At 66.1% G+C, this 17435-nt stretch carries 16 protein-coding genes; 10 read left to right on the plus strand and 6 right to left on the minus strand.

The features are described 5' to 3' along the window. Positions 1-24: 24 nt before the first annotated feature. The 7 genes from K0B96_RS09390 (at position 25) to K0B96_RS09420 (ending at position 7938) form a co-directional block, all read left to right on the plus strand. Complete coding sequence (locus K0B96_RS09390) at positions 25-699, plus strand: DUF502 domain-containing protein (RefSeq protein ID WP_220160646.1); 675 nt, start codon at positions 25-27, stop codon at positions 697-699. A gap of 3 nt (positions 700-702) precedes the next feature. Continuing rightward, entirely contained in the window at positions 703-1320 is a 618-nt protein-coding gene (locus K0B96_RS09395; protein ID WP_220160647.1) for a hypothetical protein, read from the plus strand. A gap of 107 nt (positions 1321-1427) precedes the next feature. Beyond that, positions 1428-3887 carry an ATP-dependent DNA helicase gene (locus tag K0B96_RS09400; RefSeq protein ID WP_220160648.1) on the plus strand — a complete coding sequence of 820 codons (2460 nt, stop codon included), beginning with the start codon at positions 1428-1430 and terminating at the stop codon, positions 3885-3887. A gap of 136 nt (positions 3888-4023) precedes the next feature. Further along, the gene (locus K0B96_RS09405) at positions 4024-4893 is read left to right on the plus strand and encodes a sugar nucleotide-binding protein (RefSeq protein ID WP_220160649.1); all 870 of its coding nucleotides are present in this window, start codon (positions 4024-4026) and stop codon (positions 4891-4893) included. Positions 4894-4941: 48 nt separating this feature from the next. Continuing rightward, on the plus strand, positions 4942-6012 hold the full coding sequence (rfbB, locus tag K0B96_RS09410; RefSeq protein WP_220160650.1) for a dTDP-glucose 4,6-dehydratase: 1071 nt from the start codon (positions 4942-4944) through the stop codon (positions 6010-6012). Positions 6013-6101: 89 nt separating this feature from the next. Further along, entirely contained in the window at positions 6102-6980 is an 879-nt protein-coding gene (gene rfbA / locus K0B96_RS09415; RefSeq protein ID WP_220160651.1) for a glucose-1-phosphate thymidylyltransferase RfbA, read from the plus strand. 16 nt (positions 6981-6996) lie between these two features. Continuing rightward, a complete protein-coding gene (locus K0B96_RS09420; RefSeq protein ID WP_220160652.1) occupies positions 6997-7938 on the plus strand; it encodes a glycosyltransferase family 2 protein in 942 nt (313 codons plus the stop codon). Between the two features lie 25 nt (positions 7939-7963). On the opposite strand, the gene K0B96_RS09425 is transcribed toward K0B96_RS09420, so the two are convergent. Continuing rightward, on the minus strand, positions 7964-8344 hold the full coding sequence (locus K0B96_RS09425) for a hypothetical protein (protein WP_220160653.1): 381 nt from the start codon (positions 8342-8344) through the stop codon (positions 7964-7966). 130 nt (positions 8345-8474) lie between these two features. Here K0B96_RS09425 and K0B96_RS09430 point away from each other — a divergent pair, with 130 nt between their 5' ends. Continuing rightward, positions 8475-8783, plus strand: coding sequence for a hypothetical protein (locus K0B96_RS09430; RefSeq protein WP_220160654.1), 309 nt, complete (start codon positions 8475-8477; stop codon positions 8781-8783). Positions 8784-8829: 46 nt separating this feature from the next. On the opposite strand, the gene K0B96_RS09435 is transcribed toward K0B96_RS09430, so the two are convergent. Genes K0B96_RS09435 through K0B96_RS09450 form a run of 4 tightly spaced genes read right to left on the minus strand, consistent with a single transcriptional unit; the run spans position 8830 to position 14126 of the window. Then, positions 8830-9762 (minus strand): glycosyltransferase family 2 protein, encoded by a 933-nt coding sequence (locus K0B96_RS09435; RefSeq protein WP_220160655.1) that lies wholly within the window; start codon positions 9760-9762, stop codon positions 8830-8832. Between the two features lie 33 nt (positions 9763-9795). Beyond that, positions 9796-10905: a DegT/DnrJ/EryC1/StrS family aminotransferase gene (locus K0B96_RS09440; protein ID WP_220160656.1), complete on the minus strand. Its 1110-nt coding sequence runs from the start codon at positions 10903-10905 to the stop codon at positions 9796-9798. Beyond that, positions 10898-11893, minus strand: coding sequence for an NAD-dependent epimerase/dehydratase family protein (locus K0B96_RS09445; RefSeq protein WP_220160657.1), 996 nt, complete (start codon positions 11891-11893; stop codon positions 10898-10900). The genes K0B96_RS09440 and K0B96_RS09445 overlap by 8 nt, the downstream gene beginning before the upstream one ends. A gap of 16 nt (positions 11894-11909) precedes the next feature. Then, the gene (locus K0B96_RS09450) at positions 11910-14126 is read right to left on the minus strand and encodes a hypothetical protein (RefSeq protein WP_220160658.1); all 2217 of its coding nucleotides are present in this window, start codon (positions 14124-14126) and stop codon (positions 11910-11912) included. A gap of 1040 nt (positions 14127-15166) precedes the next feature. On the opposite strand from K0B96_RS09450, the gene K0B96_RS09455 reads away from it, so the two are divergent. Then, positions 15167-15688, plus strand: a complete 522-nt coding sequence (locus tag K0B96_RS09455; RefSeq protein WP_220160659.1) for a hypothetical protein — start codon at positions 15167-15169, stop codon at positions 15686-15688. 17 nt (positions 15689-15705) lie between these two features. Further along, complete coding sequence (locus K0B96_RS09460; protein ID WP_220160660.1) at positions 15706-16113, plus strand: hypothetical protein; 408 nt, start codon at positions 15706-15708, stop codon at positions 16111-16113. A 571-nt stretch (positions 16114-16684) separates the two neighbouring features. On the opposite strand, the gene K0B96_RS09465 is transcribed toward K0B96_RS09460, so the two are convergent. Further along, positions 16685-17353 (minus strand): class I SAM-dependent methyltransferase, encoded by a 669-nt coding sequence (locus K0B96_RS09465; protein ID WP_220160661.1) that lies wholly within the window; start codon positions 17351-17353, stop codon positions 16685-16687. Positions 17354-17435 lie beyond the last annotated feature (82 nt).

Genomic DNA, 17435 nt, shown 5'->3' on the forward strand with positions numbered 1-17435 from the left:
CACCTCCCTTATCCCTGTCTCCCGATGGCTGAAACCAATTCCCGGCTCGTTTCCGTGCGCAACGCCTTCTTCTCGGGCTTGGTCCTCCTCGCGCCCGCGCTCGTCACCATCTGGGCCTTCACCCGGATCGTGGAGCTCGTCGGCGGGTCGTTCCGTCCGCTGTTCATTCACCACATGCCCGAGTCGCTGCAACGCCTCGGACTCCTTTGGGACGTCGTCACGACGCTCATCGTTCTCCTGCTCATCACTGCTCTCGGCTATCTTTCCCGCTACGTGCTGGGAAAATTCTTCGGCACCCTGCTCGAACGCTTCATCCAGAGCATCCCCGGCGTCAGCAACGTCTACACCACCGTCAAGCAGATCATCGCCACCTTCAGTTCGCACAATCGCAACCTCTTCTCGAAGGTCGTGCTCGTCGAATTCCCCCGGCGCGGCTCCTGGGTCATTGGTTTCCTCACCAGCAAAACCCAGGGCGAGGCGCAGACGAAAACCACCCAGGAAACGTGGACCGTGTTCGTGCCCACCACCCCCAATCCCACCAGCGGTTTCCTCGTCATGGTCCCGCATTCCGACATCGTGGAACTCGATATGAGCGTCGGCGACGGCATGAAAATGATCATCTCCGGCGGTGGCGTCGTCCCCCCGTGGTCGCCCGCCCACGTCCCGCCCGCCCCCATCGTCCGCGAGCCTCTTCCCTGAGCCGTGCCCGGCGCCTCGCTGCAGACCGATGCGTTTGTCCTCGGCAAACGGCCGCCATCCGACGCCTTTCAAACGCTCACGTGCTTTTCCGCCGAACACGGCCCGTTGCTCGTCCTGCAACGTCTCCCCAAGAAATCCGCCGGCACCAGCACCCTCCTCGATCTCTTCGACGAGGCCGCCCTCGTCCTCGAAGCCTCCAACCAAGGCCAGCTCTGGTTCGTGAAGGAAGTCCGGCTCCTCGCCCGCCCCGCCGGCATCGGCCAAAGCTACGCCACGCTCGAGGTCGCGTCGCGCTTCGCTCAACTCATCGCCCGCAACCACGTCGCCCCCGAAAGTCGCGCCGACGTCTATCGCCTCGTTCACCAGGCGTTCGCCGCCTTTGCCTCCGCCGCGCGCGCCGACATCGCACTCTTCAAAAGCCTCTACCGCTTCGCCCGCGATCAGGGTTATCCCTTGAAAGAACAATGGTTCCCCTCGCTCACCGCTCCTGATCAGACGCAGGTGACGACCCTCCTCAATCGCCCTCTCGCCGGCCAGTCCGCCGCGCCCGCCGACGTCGCCCGCCTCCAAACGTCCCTGGAGGACTATTTGCGCCGCGAAACCGAGATTCTCCTCGACTGACCGCGCCGCCGCGCGTGGTGAAAAACCCGTTCCCTCCGCCGCATAGGTCAACGCCGCCAGCGCGCACTTGCCACGCCGCGCCGTCTGACGGTCACTGTGCTCCGCGCATGGAATTTTCCCTCGACCAACGGTCCGCCAGTTTGAGCGTCGGCGAATTCGCCGCGTTCAACGTCGGTCCGCGCGAGAGCGGCGACGGTCCCCACGGAGTGTGGCGCGCGCAGCTCGGCGTGCATTGGCACAACGAACTCCGCGCCCGCGCCGCCGACGACACGCCCGCCGCCGAGTTCGAGGTCGCCATCGCCGGCGCCGTCGCGCACCGCGGCTGGGTCATTCAGCTCACCGGCCGCATCGACCAATGGCTGCCGGCCGCAGCCGTCCCCACGCTGCGCGAAATCAAAACCGTCCTCCATCCGCTCCCCGTCGCCGAGGCGGAGTTGCGCGCCGATCATCCTGACTACTTCGCGCAACTCGCCGCCTACGTCGCGCTGCGCCGCCTCGCCGCGCCGACCGCCGCGCTGCGCGCCGAACTCGTCTTCGTCGAAGCCGGCAGCGGCCTCGCCCAAACCGTCGTCCTCACCGCGGCCGACGAAACCTGTTTCGACGTTCAACTCGAGCGCGTCGTCGAGTTTCTCGACCTCCGCGCCCGCGCCCGCGAACGCCTCCGCCACCTGCACTTTCGCTCGCCGTTCGCGACCCTGCGCCCCGGTCAGGAAACCACTCGCGCCGAGTTGACCGCCGCCTTCGAGCGCCACCCCGCGGTCCTTTTCGAAGCGCCCACCGGCTTCGGCAAAACCGGCGTCCTCTTGGAATTTGCCTTGGGCCAGCTCCAGGCCGGCCACTTCGAACGCGTGCTCTATCTCACGAGCAAAGCCACGGGCCAGCTCCAGGTCGTGCGCACCCTCGCCGCGATGACCGCTCCCGCCGCCAATTCCGAACCGCCCCTTTCGCTTCAACCTTCTCCCTGCTCGACGGCGCTCGCAGTCTGGCACGTGCGCAACAAAGCCGAGCACTGCGTCAACCACACGTTCCACTGCGTGCGCGATTCCTGCACGTATCTCGCCGACGTCGCCGCGCGCTGGGCCGGCAGCGGACTTTCACGTTTCTACCTCTTCGAAGATCAGCCGCGCGATCTGCCCACGCTGCGCGACGCCGGCCGCCAAGCCGGCATCTGCCCTTACGAAATCACCCGCACCGCGCTCGCGTTCAACGACGTCTGGATCGGCGACTACAACTACGTCTTCGCTCCGCGCAACCGCGGCCTCTTCTTCGAGCAACCCGGCTTCGATCCCGCGCGCACGCTCCTCCTCATCGACGAGGCCCACAACCTCCCCGCGCGCGTGGCCGATGCTTACTCGCACACCGCGCACGTCGACGACGCCCGCCCGCTCCTCGCCGAGCTCGATCATCAACGCGCCTCCGCGCCCCTGCTGCGCGCTTGGGAAAACTGGGTGCAACTGCTCGGCGCCCTTCCCGCCTGCGACTCCCTCGACCCCGCGCTCGAAGCCGATGTCACCGATGCCCTCGACCAAATCGTGCGCGCCTTGGAGTCCACGCCGCTCGACTACGCCGCGCTCGGCCCCACGTTCAGCGACCAGCTCTGGCGCACGCAGGATCTCGCCGAGTGGCTCGCCGATTCCTCGTTCGATAAACTCCTCTGGTGCGCCCGCGCCGGCGAATTGCGTTTCACCTGCCTCAACGCAGCTGCTGCCATCGGCCGCGCCCTGCGCGAGTTTGGCGGCGTCGTCTGCGCCACCGCCACCTTCGGACCCGCCGCCGCCTTCGCCGACGCCTGCGGTTTCGCCGCCACACCGACGCCCCACCTCGCCCTCGCACCGACGACCACGCCGGCGTTTTTCCATCTTTCCGCGCACACGCCGTGGCGCGACACCGCTTACGACGTCGGTATCGATGCCCGCGTCGACACGACTTACCAACGCCGCAGCAGTTTCGCGGGCGTCACCGGCGAAACGATCGTCCGCCTTCACGCCGCCGCGGGCGCCGCGGTCGCCGTCTTCTTTCCCTCCTACGCTTACGCCGAGCAAATCGTCCGCGCCCTCGAGCGCGCCGGTTCGCCGCTCCGCATCGCCCTCCAGCCGCGCCTGCCCGATCTCGCCGCGCAAACCGCCTGGGTCGAGGAATCCCTCGCGTTCACCGACGCCGTCTTTCTCGTCCTCGGCTCCAGTTTCGCCGAAAGCATCGATCTGCTCGGCGGACGCGTCACGCACGCCATGGTCGTCGGTCCCGCGTTGCCCGAGGTCAACGCCGTGCAACGCGCCCGCGTCGCCGCGCTTTCCTCCCTCGGCCGCGGCGCCGCCTTCCGTCGTGTTTACCAGATTCCCGGCATGCAAAAGGTAAACCAAGCCCTCGGCCGACTCGTGCGCGCTCCCGGCCAGCGCGCCCGCGTCCTCCTGCATTGCCGCCGCTTCGCCGAGCCCGACTACGCCAGCCTCCTCGCCCCCGAATACCAACTCGGCACCAACATCCTCGACGACGCCGATCTCACCGCCTGGCTCGCCCAGCCGTTTCCGCCTCCCGCTCCTCCTCTCAACGCGTCCGCGTCGGCCTGAACGGGTGGGCCGTGCGCTCCCCCGCGCAGCCTGCTCCCCGCCCTTCACCGCCCACCGCTCCGCCGCGCGGCCGTCACCCGCCAGCGGCACAAAATCCCTTGTTCTGCCGCGCCGTCGCTCTCTACCCTGCGCGCGCATGATTTTGCTCCTCGGAGGTTCCGGTTACGTCGGCTCGGCTTACCAAGCGCTCTTCCAGCGCAAAGGCATCGCCTACCGCAATCTGCGGCGCGCCGAGGTCGATTACACCCATCCCGCCACGCTCACCGAATTCCTCCGCCGCGAGCGCCCGGAATTTCTCATCAACGCCGCCGGCTACACCGGCAAACCCAACGTCGACGCCTGCGAGCTCCACAAGACCGAATGCCTCTTCGGCAACGCTGTTTTCCCCGGCCTCGTCGCCCAGGCGTGCGCCGCCGCCGGCATTCCGTGGGGCCACGTCTCCTCCGGCTGCATCTACACCGGCGAGCGCCCCGATGGCTCCGGTTTCACCGAAACCGACGCCCCTAATTTCACCTTCCGCCAGAACAACTGCAGTTTCTACTCCGGCACCAAAGCCCTCGGCGAAGACGTGCTCGCCGGCGCGCCCGACGTGTTCATCTGGCGCCTGCGCATTCCCTTCGATCACGTCGAAAACCCGCGCAACTACCTCACCAAATTGATGCGTTACCCGCGGCTCCTCGAAGCGACCAACTCCATTTCGCAACTCCACGAATTCGTTGCCGCCACCTTCGCCTGCTGGGAGCAACGCATTCCCTTCGGCACGTATAACGTCACCAATCCCGGCCGCGTGACCACCCACGAAGTCGTCGCCCTCATCCGCGAATCCGGCGTGTGCGAAAAAGACTTCCAGTTCTTCGCCAGCGAAGACGAGTTCATGCACGTCGCCGCGAAAACCCCGCGCTCCAACTGCGTGATGGATTCCGCAAAACTCGCCGCCGCCGGCATCACGCTCACGGAAGTCCACACCGCCATCGCCGCCGCGCTGCGTTCCTGGCAACGCGCCTGAACGCGCTGCTCTTTTGGCGTTTCCCTCTACGCACGTCCCCTCTTCGGCATGAAACTCCTCGTCACCGGCGGCGCCGGCTTCATCGGCAGCAACTTCATCCGCCAGCGCCTCCTCTCGCGCGACGGCCCGGCGATCAGCCGGCTCGTCAACCTCGATGCGCTCACCTACGCCGGCAATCCCGCCAATCTCGCCGACCTCGCCTCCGATCCGCGCTACGTTTTTGCGCACGGCGACATCGGCGATTCCGCCCTCGTCTCCCGCCTCCTCGCCGAACACGAGATCGACGCCGTCGTGAATTTCGCCGCCGAATCGCACGTCGATCGCTCCATCGATTCGCCCGAGCCGTTCATCCAGACCAACGTCACCGGCACGCTCCGCCTGCTCAATTGCGCGAAGCAACACTGGGCCCGGCTGCCTGCGCCGCAGCAAAGCGCGTTTCGTTTTCTGCATGTCTCGACCGATGAAGTTTACGGTTCGCTCCCGCCCGGCGCGCCCGCCTTCACCGAAGAGCACAACTTCGAGCCCAACTCGCCCTACGCCGCCTCGAAAGCCGCCAGCGACCACCTCGTGCGCGCCTACCAGCACACCTACGGCCTGCCGACGCTCACGACCAACTGCTCCAACAACTACGGCCCGTATCATTTTCCCGAGAAACTCATCCCGTTGATGATTCTCAACGCCCTCGAAGGAAAACCGCTCCCCGTCTACGGCGACGGCCAGCAGATTCGCGACTGGCTCTACGTCGAAGATCACGCCGCGGCCATCTGGACCGTCCTCCAACGCGGCCGCGTCGGCGAGACTTACAACATCGGCGGTTGGAACGAAAAACCGAATCTCGAGATCGTGAAAACCATCTGCGCGCTCCTCGATAAAAAGTCCCCGCGCGCCGACGGCCAGAGCTACACCACGCAAATCGCCTACGTCGCCGACCGCCCCGGCCACGACCGCCGCTATGCGATCGACGCCACGAAAATCCACCGCGAGCTCGGCTGGAAACCCGCCGAAACCTTCGCCACCGGCATCGAAAAAACCGTCGACTGGTATCTTGCCCATCCTGCCTGGGCCACCGACATCACCGCCACGCGCTACGCCCGCGAACGCCTCGGCGCCAAAGCCTGATTTCCTCGGCCGCGCCACCGCGCCACCCGTCCGGATCGGCGGCCGTCAGCATTCATTAGCGGTCAAAAAACTTCACTCGTTCTCTCTCCATGCAACGCAAAGGCATCGTCCTCGCCGGCGGCTCCGGCACCCGCCTCTATCCGCTCACCATCGCGGTCTCCAAGCAGCTCATGCCGGTTTACGACAAGCCGATGATCTACTACCCGCTCTCGGTGCTCATGCTCGCCGGCATCCGGGAGATCCTCATCATCTCCACGCCGCAGGACCTCCCGCTCTTTCAACGTCTTCTCGGCGACGGCGCCCAGTTTGGCGTCACGTTCAGCTACGCCGAACAACCCCGCCCCGAAGGCCTCGCCCAAGCCTTCCACATCGCCGCCGACACCGGCTTTCTCACCGGCCACGAACCTTCCGCCCTCGTCCTCGGCGACAACCTCTTTTACGGCGCCGAGTTTGTCACCGCGCTCACCGATGCCGGTGCCCGCACCACCGGTGCGACCATTTTCGGCTACCACGTCGCCAATCCCACCGCTTACGGCGTCGTCGAATTCGCCCAGGATGGACGCGTCGTCTCGCTCGAAGAAAAACCCGCGCAGCCGAAATCCAACTACGCCGTCCCCGGCCTCTACTTTTACGACGAGCAAGTCGTCGCCCTCGCCCGCGCTCTCAAGCCCTCCGCCCGCGGCGAACTCGAAATCACCGACCTCAATCGCGTCTATCTCGACCGCGCCCAACTTCAGGTCGAACTCTTCGGCCGCGGCACCGCGTGGCTCGACACCGGCACGCACGACTCGCTCATGCAGGCCGCCCAATTCGTCGAAGTCCTCGAAAATCGCACCGGCCTGAAAATCGCCTGCCTCGAGGAAATCGCCTTCAAGCACGGCTGGATCGATCGCGCGCAACTCGAACGCAACGTCCGCTCCCTCGGCAAATCCAGCTACGGCGAATATCTCCGGCGTCTGCTGACCTAGCCGCGGGCGGGCCGCCATGCAGGTCTCCTTCATCGTCCCGCTCTACAACTGCCTGCCGCTCACGCAGGCGATGCTCGCGAGCCTGTCCGCCACGCTCCCGCCCGGCCTCGCCTGCGAAATCATCTTCGTCGACGATGGCAGCACCGACGGCACCCGCGCCTGGCTCGCCACGCTCCCGCCGCCTTGCCGCGCGCTCCTCAATCCCACGAACCTCGGTTTCGCCGGCGCCTGCAACCGCGGCGCCGCCTCCGCCCGCGGCGAATTGCTCTTCTTCCTCAACAACGACCTCGTCCTCCAGCGCCACTGGTTCGAGCCCATGCGCGCCGCCTTCGACCGTTTCCCCGACGCCGCGCTCGTCGGCAACGTCCAGCGCCACGCGTCCTCCGGCGCCATCGATCACGCCGGCATATTTTTCAACGCCAAGGGCAAGCCCGCGCATCTCACCGCCCGCCCGCTCCGCTCCGCGCTCAGCGGCTACCGCGCCGTCCCCGCTGTCACCGGCGCCTGCTTCGCCATCCGCACCACGCTCTGGCGCGAACTCGGCGGCTTCGACGAACACTACCGCAACGGCAGCGAAGACGTTGACCTCTGCCTCCGCGCCGCCGCCCTCGGCCGCCGCCCCTACGTCGCACTGCGCAGCGTCGTCCGCCATCACATCAGCCAGTCGCCCGGCCGCAACCTTCGCAACGAGCAGAACACGCAACGCCTCGTCCACCGCTGGCGCCCGCAAATCGTCCGCCTCGCCGCACGCGCACGGGCGCTGCACGACCTCCGCACCAACTGGGACGGCGCCCGCGACGCCACCGATTTCGCCCGCGCCGCGATGACCCTCGCCTACGTGCTCCACCTCCGCCGCGAACCGCCCCGCCACGTCCTCACCGGCCTCGAATCCGCCCTCGACGCCGAATTCGCCCGCTGGCGCAGCCTCGGTCTCGCACCGCCTGACGCCCCCGCCTGAACAAATCCCCCGGAGCGTGGTGTCATCACGGCGATGAATCCGTACGTGAACCCGTCGAAGACACGCGCACGCCAGCCAAATTGATCGAATTCAGGGCAGCCAACGGCGAAGAAGCGGATGCAGCGTTGGTGGAACGCGCGGCGCTGTTACGCAGATCAGGCGACCAACCTTTGCCCCCAACCTCCCTGTCAACTGACTCGCAGACTGACGACGATGGGGTCTCCGCCCCGTTGCAAACTTGCGCCGCCAGCACAATTTGCCATGAAAGCCGCTGGTGCCGGACTTTCGCTTTCACCAGACCAAACACCAGATGCTGCGCGTTTCCGAACGCGATCTCTCGTTCGAAAACATGAAGAATGTAGTCCGCTAACCTGACACGGAACAACCGCTGCGGCGCGGGGTTCATGGCGGCCTGGTGAAGAAATTCCGCAAAACGGTTGATGGAAAGACGCTCGTCGTCGTGGCGGAGCTCAAAGGCGCCGAGTGCTGGCTATTGACCGGATTTTTCGCAGATTAACATCCAACCGGCCGCGCACATGAAAAAGGAAACGCAAAAACTGATCGTCCATTCCTCCCGCCCTCCCGTGGTGGAATTCGATGCCGAGGCGATGGCGGTGTATGTCCGCTTCCGACCGGGCAAGGTTGCCCGCACGGTCGAGTGCGAAGCCAGTTCCATGCACGTTGCGATCGACCTCAACGGCAGGGGAGACGTCCTTGGCATCGAAGCCATCGGCATGCAGGAGCTGGTGATCGAGCAGTTGCTCGCAGCCGCCCGCGTGGAAACTCCCAAGATCGACTATTCCCGCGCCCGCCTCATCGCGACCGGAAGCTTGATACCCGCCTGACGTCTGCGGCTGTTCCCAAGGGCCGAACTGCAGCCCCCGCCGCGCGTCACTGCGACCGCGCCACCTCCCGCACGACCGATTGCGGACGCTGATTCACCACGAGAAACATGCGGCCCAGGTATTCGCCGAACAGGCCCAGCATCAGCAACTGCACGCCCGAGAACACCAGCAGCGCCGCCATCAACGAACCCCATCCAAACGCCGGCCCCCGGTTCGTCGCCCACAGCCAGATCACGCCCGTCAGCGCCGCCAGTCCCACGACCGCCACGATCGCCCCCAGCACCGACGCCGCCCGCAACGGCATGATCGAGAAATTCACCCACGCGCTCAGCCATAACCGCACCAGCCGCCGCAACGTGTAGCCGCTTTGCCCCGCCACCCGCGCCGCGTGCTGCACTTCGATCGACCCGATGCGCTGCGTCACTTGCAGCAACAGTCCGTCAATATACGGAAATGGTCCCGCGTGCCGCGCCGCCTCCCGCGCCGCAAACGCCGACACGCACCGAAAACTCGACAGATAAAACCCCCGCGGTTTGTCCAGCGCCCAATCCGTCATCCGGCTCGTGAACCAACTCCCCGCGTTGCGCCACGCCGCGTGCTGTTTCGCCGCGTAGTGGCCGTAAACCACATCGAGCCCGCCCGTCGCCGCCCGCTCCCACAACCGCACCGCTTCGCGCGGCGGATTCTGCCCGTCATCGTCGAGGTTCACGCAAAACGTCCCCGTCGCGTGCCGCCAACCCGTCAGCACCGCGTTGTGTTCGCCGAAATTCCGCGCGTGCTCGACATACGTCACCCGCACGTTCGCCGTGCGCAGCAACTCCCGGCACACTGCCGCCGTCGCATCGCGGCTGCCGTCGTTGACGAGCACGATCTCGTGCCCGCCCGCCACCGTGAGCCCCTCGATATCCCGCACCACCGCCGCAATCGTGTCGGCGCTGTTATAGAGCGGAATGATAAAACTCAGAGCGGGGCTGGACATGCGCGCGTTGATAGCGGTTCGCCGCGCGCTCCGCTACGCGAAAAACGCCCGCACCGCCGCAATCACCCGCTCCACCTCCGCCGCCGTCAGCGTCGGATGCACCGGCAGGCACAACACCTCGCTGCACGCGCGCTCCGTCAACGGCAGCGCCACGTCGCACCGATACGCCGGCTGTTGATGCACCGGCACCGGATAAAGCACCGCCGTCCCGATCCGCCCCGCCGCCAATTCCGCGCGCAACGCATCGCGTTTTCCCGTGCGCACCGCGAACTGATGCCACACCGGCCGACTCCCCGCCGCCACGATCGGCAAGCGCAACGGCAATCCTGCGAGCCCGCGCCGATACGCCGCCGCATGCGCCGCCCGCTGCGCGTTCTCCGCCGCGAGATATGCGAGCTTCACGCGCAGGATCGCCGCCTGCATTTCGTCGAGCCGGCTGTTTCGTCCCCCCTCCTCCGCCACGTATCGCGTCTGCCACCCGTATTGCCGCAACCGTCGCACCCGCTCGCCCAGCGCGACGTCGCGCGTCGCCACCGCGCCGCCGTCGCCGAGCGCGCCGAGGTTTTTCGTCGGATAAAAACTAAACGCCGCCGCCGCGCCCCACGCGCCCGCCGCCACACCGTTCCACGCCGCCCCGTGCGCCTGCGCGCAATCCTCGATCACCACCGCGCCGTGCGCCGCCGCCACCGCGCCAATCCGCGTCATGTCCGCCATCTGCCCGTAGAGATGCACCGGCACCACCGCGCGCACCTTTCCTCCGCGCAACACCGCTTCGAGCGCGCCCGGATCCATCGTCATCGTCGCATCGTCGATCTCGACGAACATCGGCTCCGCGCCCACCGCGCCGATCGCCGCCACGGTCGCCGTCACCGTATTCGCCACCGTCGCCACGCGATCTCCCGACCGCACGCCCGCGGCCCGCAACGCCAGCTCCAGCGCGTCCGTGCCATTTGCCACGCCCACGCACGCGCCCACGCCCACGCCCACGAACCGCGCGAATTCTTCCTCAAACGCCGCCACGTCCGGCCCGAGCACGTAGTGACCGCTCGCCAGCACGCGCTCCATCGCCGCCCGAATTTCCGCCGCGTGCCGGCGCACGAGCGCGCCCGGATCGGCTGCCGGAATCGCCTCCGCTTCAGACATAGTGCCCGAGTTCCTTTCGGTAATACGCCAAGGTTTTCGCCAGCGCCGTGCGCACGCTCGTCCGCGCGCGCCACCCGAGCTCGCGTTCGATCAATCCCGCGTCCGCAAAAAAATCTCCGATGTCGATCTTCCGCCGCGCCGCCGGGAAACGTTTCACCACAAAACTCCCGCCACCGTTCAATTCCACCAGCAGTTCTGCCAACGCGAGCAACGTCATCGGCGGCGGACCGCCGAGATTATACACCGCTCCCTCCGCTTCTCGCCGCGTCGCCGCCCGGAGAAACGCCTCCACCGCATCGTCGACAAACGTGAAATCCCGCAGTTGCGCGCCGCCCCACACTTCAAACGGCTCGCCTTCCAGCACCCGTCGGATCCACACGCCCACAAACGTCTGCCGCGCGTCCTTGATGCGCATGCCCGGCCCGATCGTGTTCGTCAGCCGCAGCACCGTGCTGCGAATCCCGTGCACGTCGTCGTAAAGCAGGTGATAGTTTTCGCCCGCGAGTTTATTGATGCCGTTCACGTCCACGGGACGAAGCGGGTGTTTTTCGTCCACCGGCAGATAGTCCGGACGCCCATAAATCTGCCGCGTGCTCGCGAACACCACGCGCACCTGCGGGTTGTGTCGCCGGCACGCTTCCAGAATCGAAAGCTGCGAACGCGCGTTGATTTCGAGATCCGTTTCCGGGTCCGTCATCGAGTCCATGTGACTCGTCTGCCCGGCCAGGTTGAACAAAAAATCCTGTCCGCGCACGAGCTCCGCCATCGTCGCGCGATCCCGCACGTCCGCCCGCTCGATCTGCACGCGCCTCGCCGCGCGCCTGAGGTTGCGCAGATGACCGCCGTGCTCGGGAATCAACGCGTCCGCCACCACCACGTTCGCCCCGAGCGACACCAAACGCTGGCTCAACCGCCCGCCGATGAAGCCCAGCCCGCCGGTCACGAGCACGCGCTTTCCAGCAAAGGCGGATTCTTTTTCAGCGTTCATGGGGCTTCCATCGGGCTCACGACCCTGCCGCGTCCGGTTGCACCCGCAATTCGATTTGCTCGGCCAAAATTCCCAGCAGCCGCGGATCGTCGTCGCCCGGCGACACCGCCGGCTGCGGCAAACGCAGCTCGATCGTCGTCGCGCCCGGCGGCACGGCGAACGGCTTCACTTTCACCCACGCGAGTTTCACGCCCACGTTCACCGTCTGCACGCGTTGACCATTCGCCCAGATTTCAACCTCCCGCGGCACCAGGCTTCGCGTCAGCATCCGCAGTTCGATCTGCCGCGATTCCGCGTGCGGATTGCCCACCGCGATCGTCGCGTTCCCCGACGTCCATTGCCAGCAAAGCCCGCTGTGCACGCGCGTCTCGCGGCCATGCCAGCCCGTCCCGAGCTCCGCCTGCAGATACGACGGACTCGCCCGTCGGATGACTGCGTAACGCTCGTTGAGCACCCAACCATCCGCCCGTTTCGGCGGCACCACGCGCAAGATATGACCGTTCAATTCCCACTCGCCTCGCATCGGCGTGTTGCGCCGCCCCTCATAGGTGTAGGTGTGAAAATACTGCGCCCGCCGCAGCAAAAACTGGTTCGCCCACAACCGCTCCCAGAAATCCGGCACCTCCAGGTTGATCGACGTCACCTCCGGATGACCCTCGAGCTGCTGCACCGCCGCGAGCCGTCGATCCACCTTCAACGGCGGATCCGCCGCCTCCCTCAAAAACGCCACCGCGCCCACCCCCACGCCCACCGACACCGCCAGCGCCAGCAAACCCGTGCTCCACCTCACCCACCGCACCCGCGACCGCGTAAACATCAGCCACCCACAAAACGCCGGCAGCATCCCCACGTAGAACACCGCGAACAGCTTGTAGGCATCGTAGCTCGCGTTCGTCCCGAGATGTTTCCCCCGCCACCACAGGTAACCATAGCCCACCAGAATCGGCGCTGTGAGCGCGACCGCCGCCCACGTGCGGCTGCGTTGACCACGCTGCGAAAACCCCGCCACGAGAAACGCGATCAGCGCAAACACCACCACGACCGATCCCGCCCATTGCCACTCCGGGCCGATCGGATGCAACCCCGGCCCCGCCCGCACGCCCAACCAGCCCGACGGCGCCAAGCCCCGGATGTGCCACCCGATGTCCGCCTCGCGAAACAACAGCAGCCGCTCCCACAACCCCGCCACCCGCGTGAAAAAAACCGCCCCGGCCACGACGAGCGGCGTGAGCATCAGCCACGCCCACCGCCCGAGCCGCCGCCACTCGCCCGTGCGCAGCGTCAGCCCGCCCGCAAACGCCACCGCCGGCACCAGGCACACCAGCAGGATGAAATTATACGCTCCCAGAATCAGCGCATAGCCCGCGAACAACAGCCCGCTCAACGCCACCCCGTTCCGCCTCGTCGGCCCCGCCCGCCACAACACCACGCCCGCCCACGTCACCAAAGCGATCGCCACCGCCGCGATCAATTGCGCCGTCGCTCCATGATACACCGCATACCACGTGATCGGATTAAAACCATACAACGCCGCGATCCACACACTCCCGCGCTCCCCGTGCCCCACCACGCCCCGCGCCATCCACACCACCGCCGGCACCGACACCGCCAGCAGCACCGTCGTGAAAACGCTCACCACTTGAAACGCCTGCCACCCAAACACACTCGCGTTCAACGCCATCAACGCCGACGGCGTGAAGTGATTCAGCCGCAGCCAAAAATCGAAAAAGTTGTCCACCGAGTGCAGCCCCACCACCTCCGTCAACCCCATGAACCCGCCGCGGTCGCCATGACTGAATTCCATGAACACCCGCGCCCCCGCCGCGTAATCCGCCGCATCGCAGCTCCCCAGCGACAAACTCGTCAACGCCGTCGCCGCCCACGTAAACGGCGCCACCAACACCGCCTGCACCAACGCCACCAGCACCCACACGCCCCGCGTCCGCCAAACCGGACGCCCGACCGCGAGCCCCCGCCGCCGCACGCGCATCCATCCCGCCACGAGCAGCAACAGCGGCACCACCTCGCTCCACCGCGCATAAACATCCGTCCCCGCCACCTCCGTGTGCGCCGCGAAAACCCACACCACGATCGACTGCAACGTGAGACCCAGCGCCGGGACAAATAGCGGCCAGAAATGCCAGTGCCGCCGCGGCGTCACGAGCCACGCTGCGCCCACGCCCCACCCCAGCACGTGAAAGAGCAGACCGAATGCGGCGAGGAAGTAGGCCATCCGTGAGGAGCGGCCACCCTGACGCCTCCACCGCCCGTGTTAAGGAAAAACGTCCCCCCCACCCGCCGTATGATTCGCCTCAACGCCCCGCCCGCCATTCGCTTCGCGCTCAACGCCCGGCCCGATTCTCGCCATCTACCGGGCCCGCCTATTAGCCTTACGCGTCACGGGTGGACCGTGCGCTCCGCGCGCGGTGATTGGTCGAGCGACGTTGCGTCCAAGTCGCGCGCGGAGCGCACCGCTCACCTCTCCGTCTGCGACCCGGACTTCAATCCGCCCCAACCCAGCGGCGTCTTCGCTCCGTCAAAGCCGCCGCCCAACCGCGCAAAAACTCAAAATTTTGTTCGGCGACCGCCCGCCCATCCGCCATCGTCCGTCCACTCCGCGTGCGCCCGCCTCACCCTGCCTCCACTCGCACTTTTCCACCCCGCTCGCTCGCCCACGCACCGGGGCGTCACCGGGTTCTTGTTCGCCAATGCTTCGCTACATCCGTCGCGTTCGTCGTGGATCAATCCGTTGACCAGCAGGCAACGTTCGCCGCCCGGCTGCACGCCGTCGACGATCGGCCCTTCGACTTCCCGCCAGTTCACCCCGTTCAAAACGGGAACAACGTGCGCCTGCGCTTCTTCAGCCCGCCTACGACTACGACGACGATTCCGCCGCTTCTCCGTCGAACACGCGCAGCGGCCACGGGACCGGCTCGATACAACTATGCCGGCAGGACCATTCCTCTGAGTCGTCGCCAGAAATATCCTGCCCCCAGCACTGTCCCTTCGCGTCTGAAACTCATGGCGGCAAAGGAAGTAACCCGCGCCCGCCGAAAATATTTGCGCGCCAGTTCGCGCTCCGCCGACTCGCACCACTCGACCGCAACTTACAACTACGCCGCTCGGCGCAACCTCACGGTCCCGACCTTTCGCCGAGCATCTCCTGCTCCAACGACCTCCCGCTACGCTTCACGGAGCCACTTACGCTCACGCGAAGATTTTGTCGCCCCAAACAGTGGAGCCATGGGCCCCGCTGGGCCGGCCGGGAATATTTTGGTTTCAGCCACCGGAGGCCCCGCAGCAGGTAACAGCGTCTATGACCTTGGCTCGAAAGCCATAGCGGGAGCTGGAGGAGTTCAGACAGCCGTAGGTTTGGTTGGAACCACGGGGGCGTCGATAGGCAGCAATGGCAAGGTTTATACCAGTGGCTGGGGCGGCAACCAATACGTCACAACAGCCAAGTTCGCAGAGATAGCCACCAAGGCCGGATTTGTTTTAGCGGCGGCTGGAACGGCGTGGGATTGGATTAATGTGTTCAATGGGAGCGGAAGTATCTCTGGCACTAAGGCGACGGTGAACACTGGATTTACTGGGCTGGGGCTGCTAGGTGGTCCGATGGGCGCAGCCGGTGGCGCTGGATACTTCCTCATCGACAACTTCTATCCGGGCGGCTGGTTGGGCAATGGATCGAATCAGCCCTACAACGGCGCAGGTGCGCTGCGTGATTATGGCACAACGATTGAGAACAATCAGAAGATCGTCCCGGGGTGGGAACCGCGCGATCCTCCGTTCTAACGCCAAGACGCATTGCAATGAACCGCTTGAAACAAATCTACCTGACAGTCTTCACTCTCTTTTTTCGAGCAGCGGCTGACTCTTGGACTGCGTCGATCAACGCTTGGAAGGGTGTTGTCGGGGTGACGATGATCGAGTGGGCGATCCTTGTCGCAGTGAATGCATGGTTGCAGTGGTGGCTTGGCACAAAGCTCTTGTTCGGGTTGGAGAAGTGGGCGTTCTACGCGCTGTTTTTACTGTCGTTTGGTGTGAACTATTACGCCCTCATCACCCGCGGCTTTGGCATCCAATACGAGCAAGACTTCTCTACGCTGCCTAAGAGGGAAAGAACGTCGCGGCTCGTAATCGGGATCAGCACCGTCGTCGTGATCGTCGGGTTGTTGGTTGTGTCGTTTTATACAGCGAGGCCCGGTGCGCCTCGATGAGTCAGGCGGCACACGTCGCGCCAGCTCTCCGCAAGCTCCGATCTGTCACGCCGTCTGCTTCCTCCTCCGCTGTCGCTCCGTCCGGTGGCGCAAGCCGGACGGGGTCGCAAGCCGGACGGGGTCAGGCCGATAATTGTTGATTTTGTCCTGCTGCGCTGACGCTTGCCGCAACGTCCTCAATGACCCAGGCGGCACACGCCGCGCCAGCGCCGAGCCGCTGTCACGTCGTCTGCTTCCTCCTCCGCTGGCGCTCCGTCCGGTGGAGTCCTGCCCCGCCGGGGGCGGCGTGCGCGGCAAGAATGCCGCGCGAACGCGGCGCTCCTGTAAGACCCGCGCCGGCACGTCACGCGTCCACTGCGCTGCGCTACGTTCCCGCGAGTCGTGCCCGCCCTATCGTGACCGGCGGGGGGGCCCAAGCCAAAAACCTCATGTCTTGACTCTTGACAATCACGCGTGGAACAACGCGCCCGAGGCCTCGCGTGCAGGTCGCCGTCCACTCCGCCCTCTCACTCCCTTAAGTAGCGCCACCCGCGAGACCGAAAGACCCTCGAACTCACGAACCTTCCCCTGCTCACCCTCCTTTCCGGCCTACCGCGAAGATCGAACTTCCCCACGGAAACGCGGCGCCCGTCCGCAGCCACGCTCGCTCCAACGTCATTGCCCCGCGCAGCACCCCCTCGACCGGCGCTGGCATCAGCCGCACATCCGATCCAGCCGCCGGCGCCGGCCACAACTTCCGCCGCGCCACGATCAACGGCAACGGCAACGTGTTCCAGTGCGTCAGCCGCTCCACCCCAAAGCCCGCGTCAACCAGCAGCCGTCGCATCCCTGCCCGCGTGTAGCGCCGGCGTCCCTCCACCGCCACGTCGTGATACGACCATAACCACGGATGCGCCGGCACGTTGATCACCGCGACACCACCCGGCCGCAGCACGCGGACAAACTCCCGCACCGCCGCCGCGTCGTCGTCGAGATGGTAAAGCACATCCGTCGACACCACGGCGTCGAATCGCGCATCCCCCAGCGGCAACGCCGTCAACGGCGCCTCCCTCACCTCCGCCGCCGGCGCGCGTTCCCGGGCGAGAGCCACCGCCACCGGCGAAATATCCACGCCCGTCCAGCGCCACGCCTTCTCGTCCGCCAGTCGCCGCATCAACCCGCCCGTGCCGCAACCCGCGTCGAGCAACGCGGCCTCGCGTCCCGCCCACGCCCTCAACGCCCCGCGCACGTGCGCGTGCAACGGGCCCGATCCGAAAACCTCATGTCTTGAATCTTGACTAGCGCGTAGCACAACGCGCCCGACGCCTTGCGTGCAGGTCGCC

It is taken from the genome of Horticoccus luteus (assembly GCF_019464535.1).
In the GTDB taxonomy this organism is placed as follows: Bacteria; Verrucomicrobiota; Verrucomicrobiia; order Opitutales; family Opitutaceae; genus Horticoccus; species Horticoccus luteus.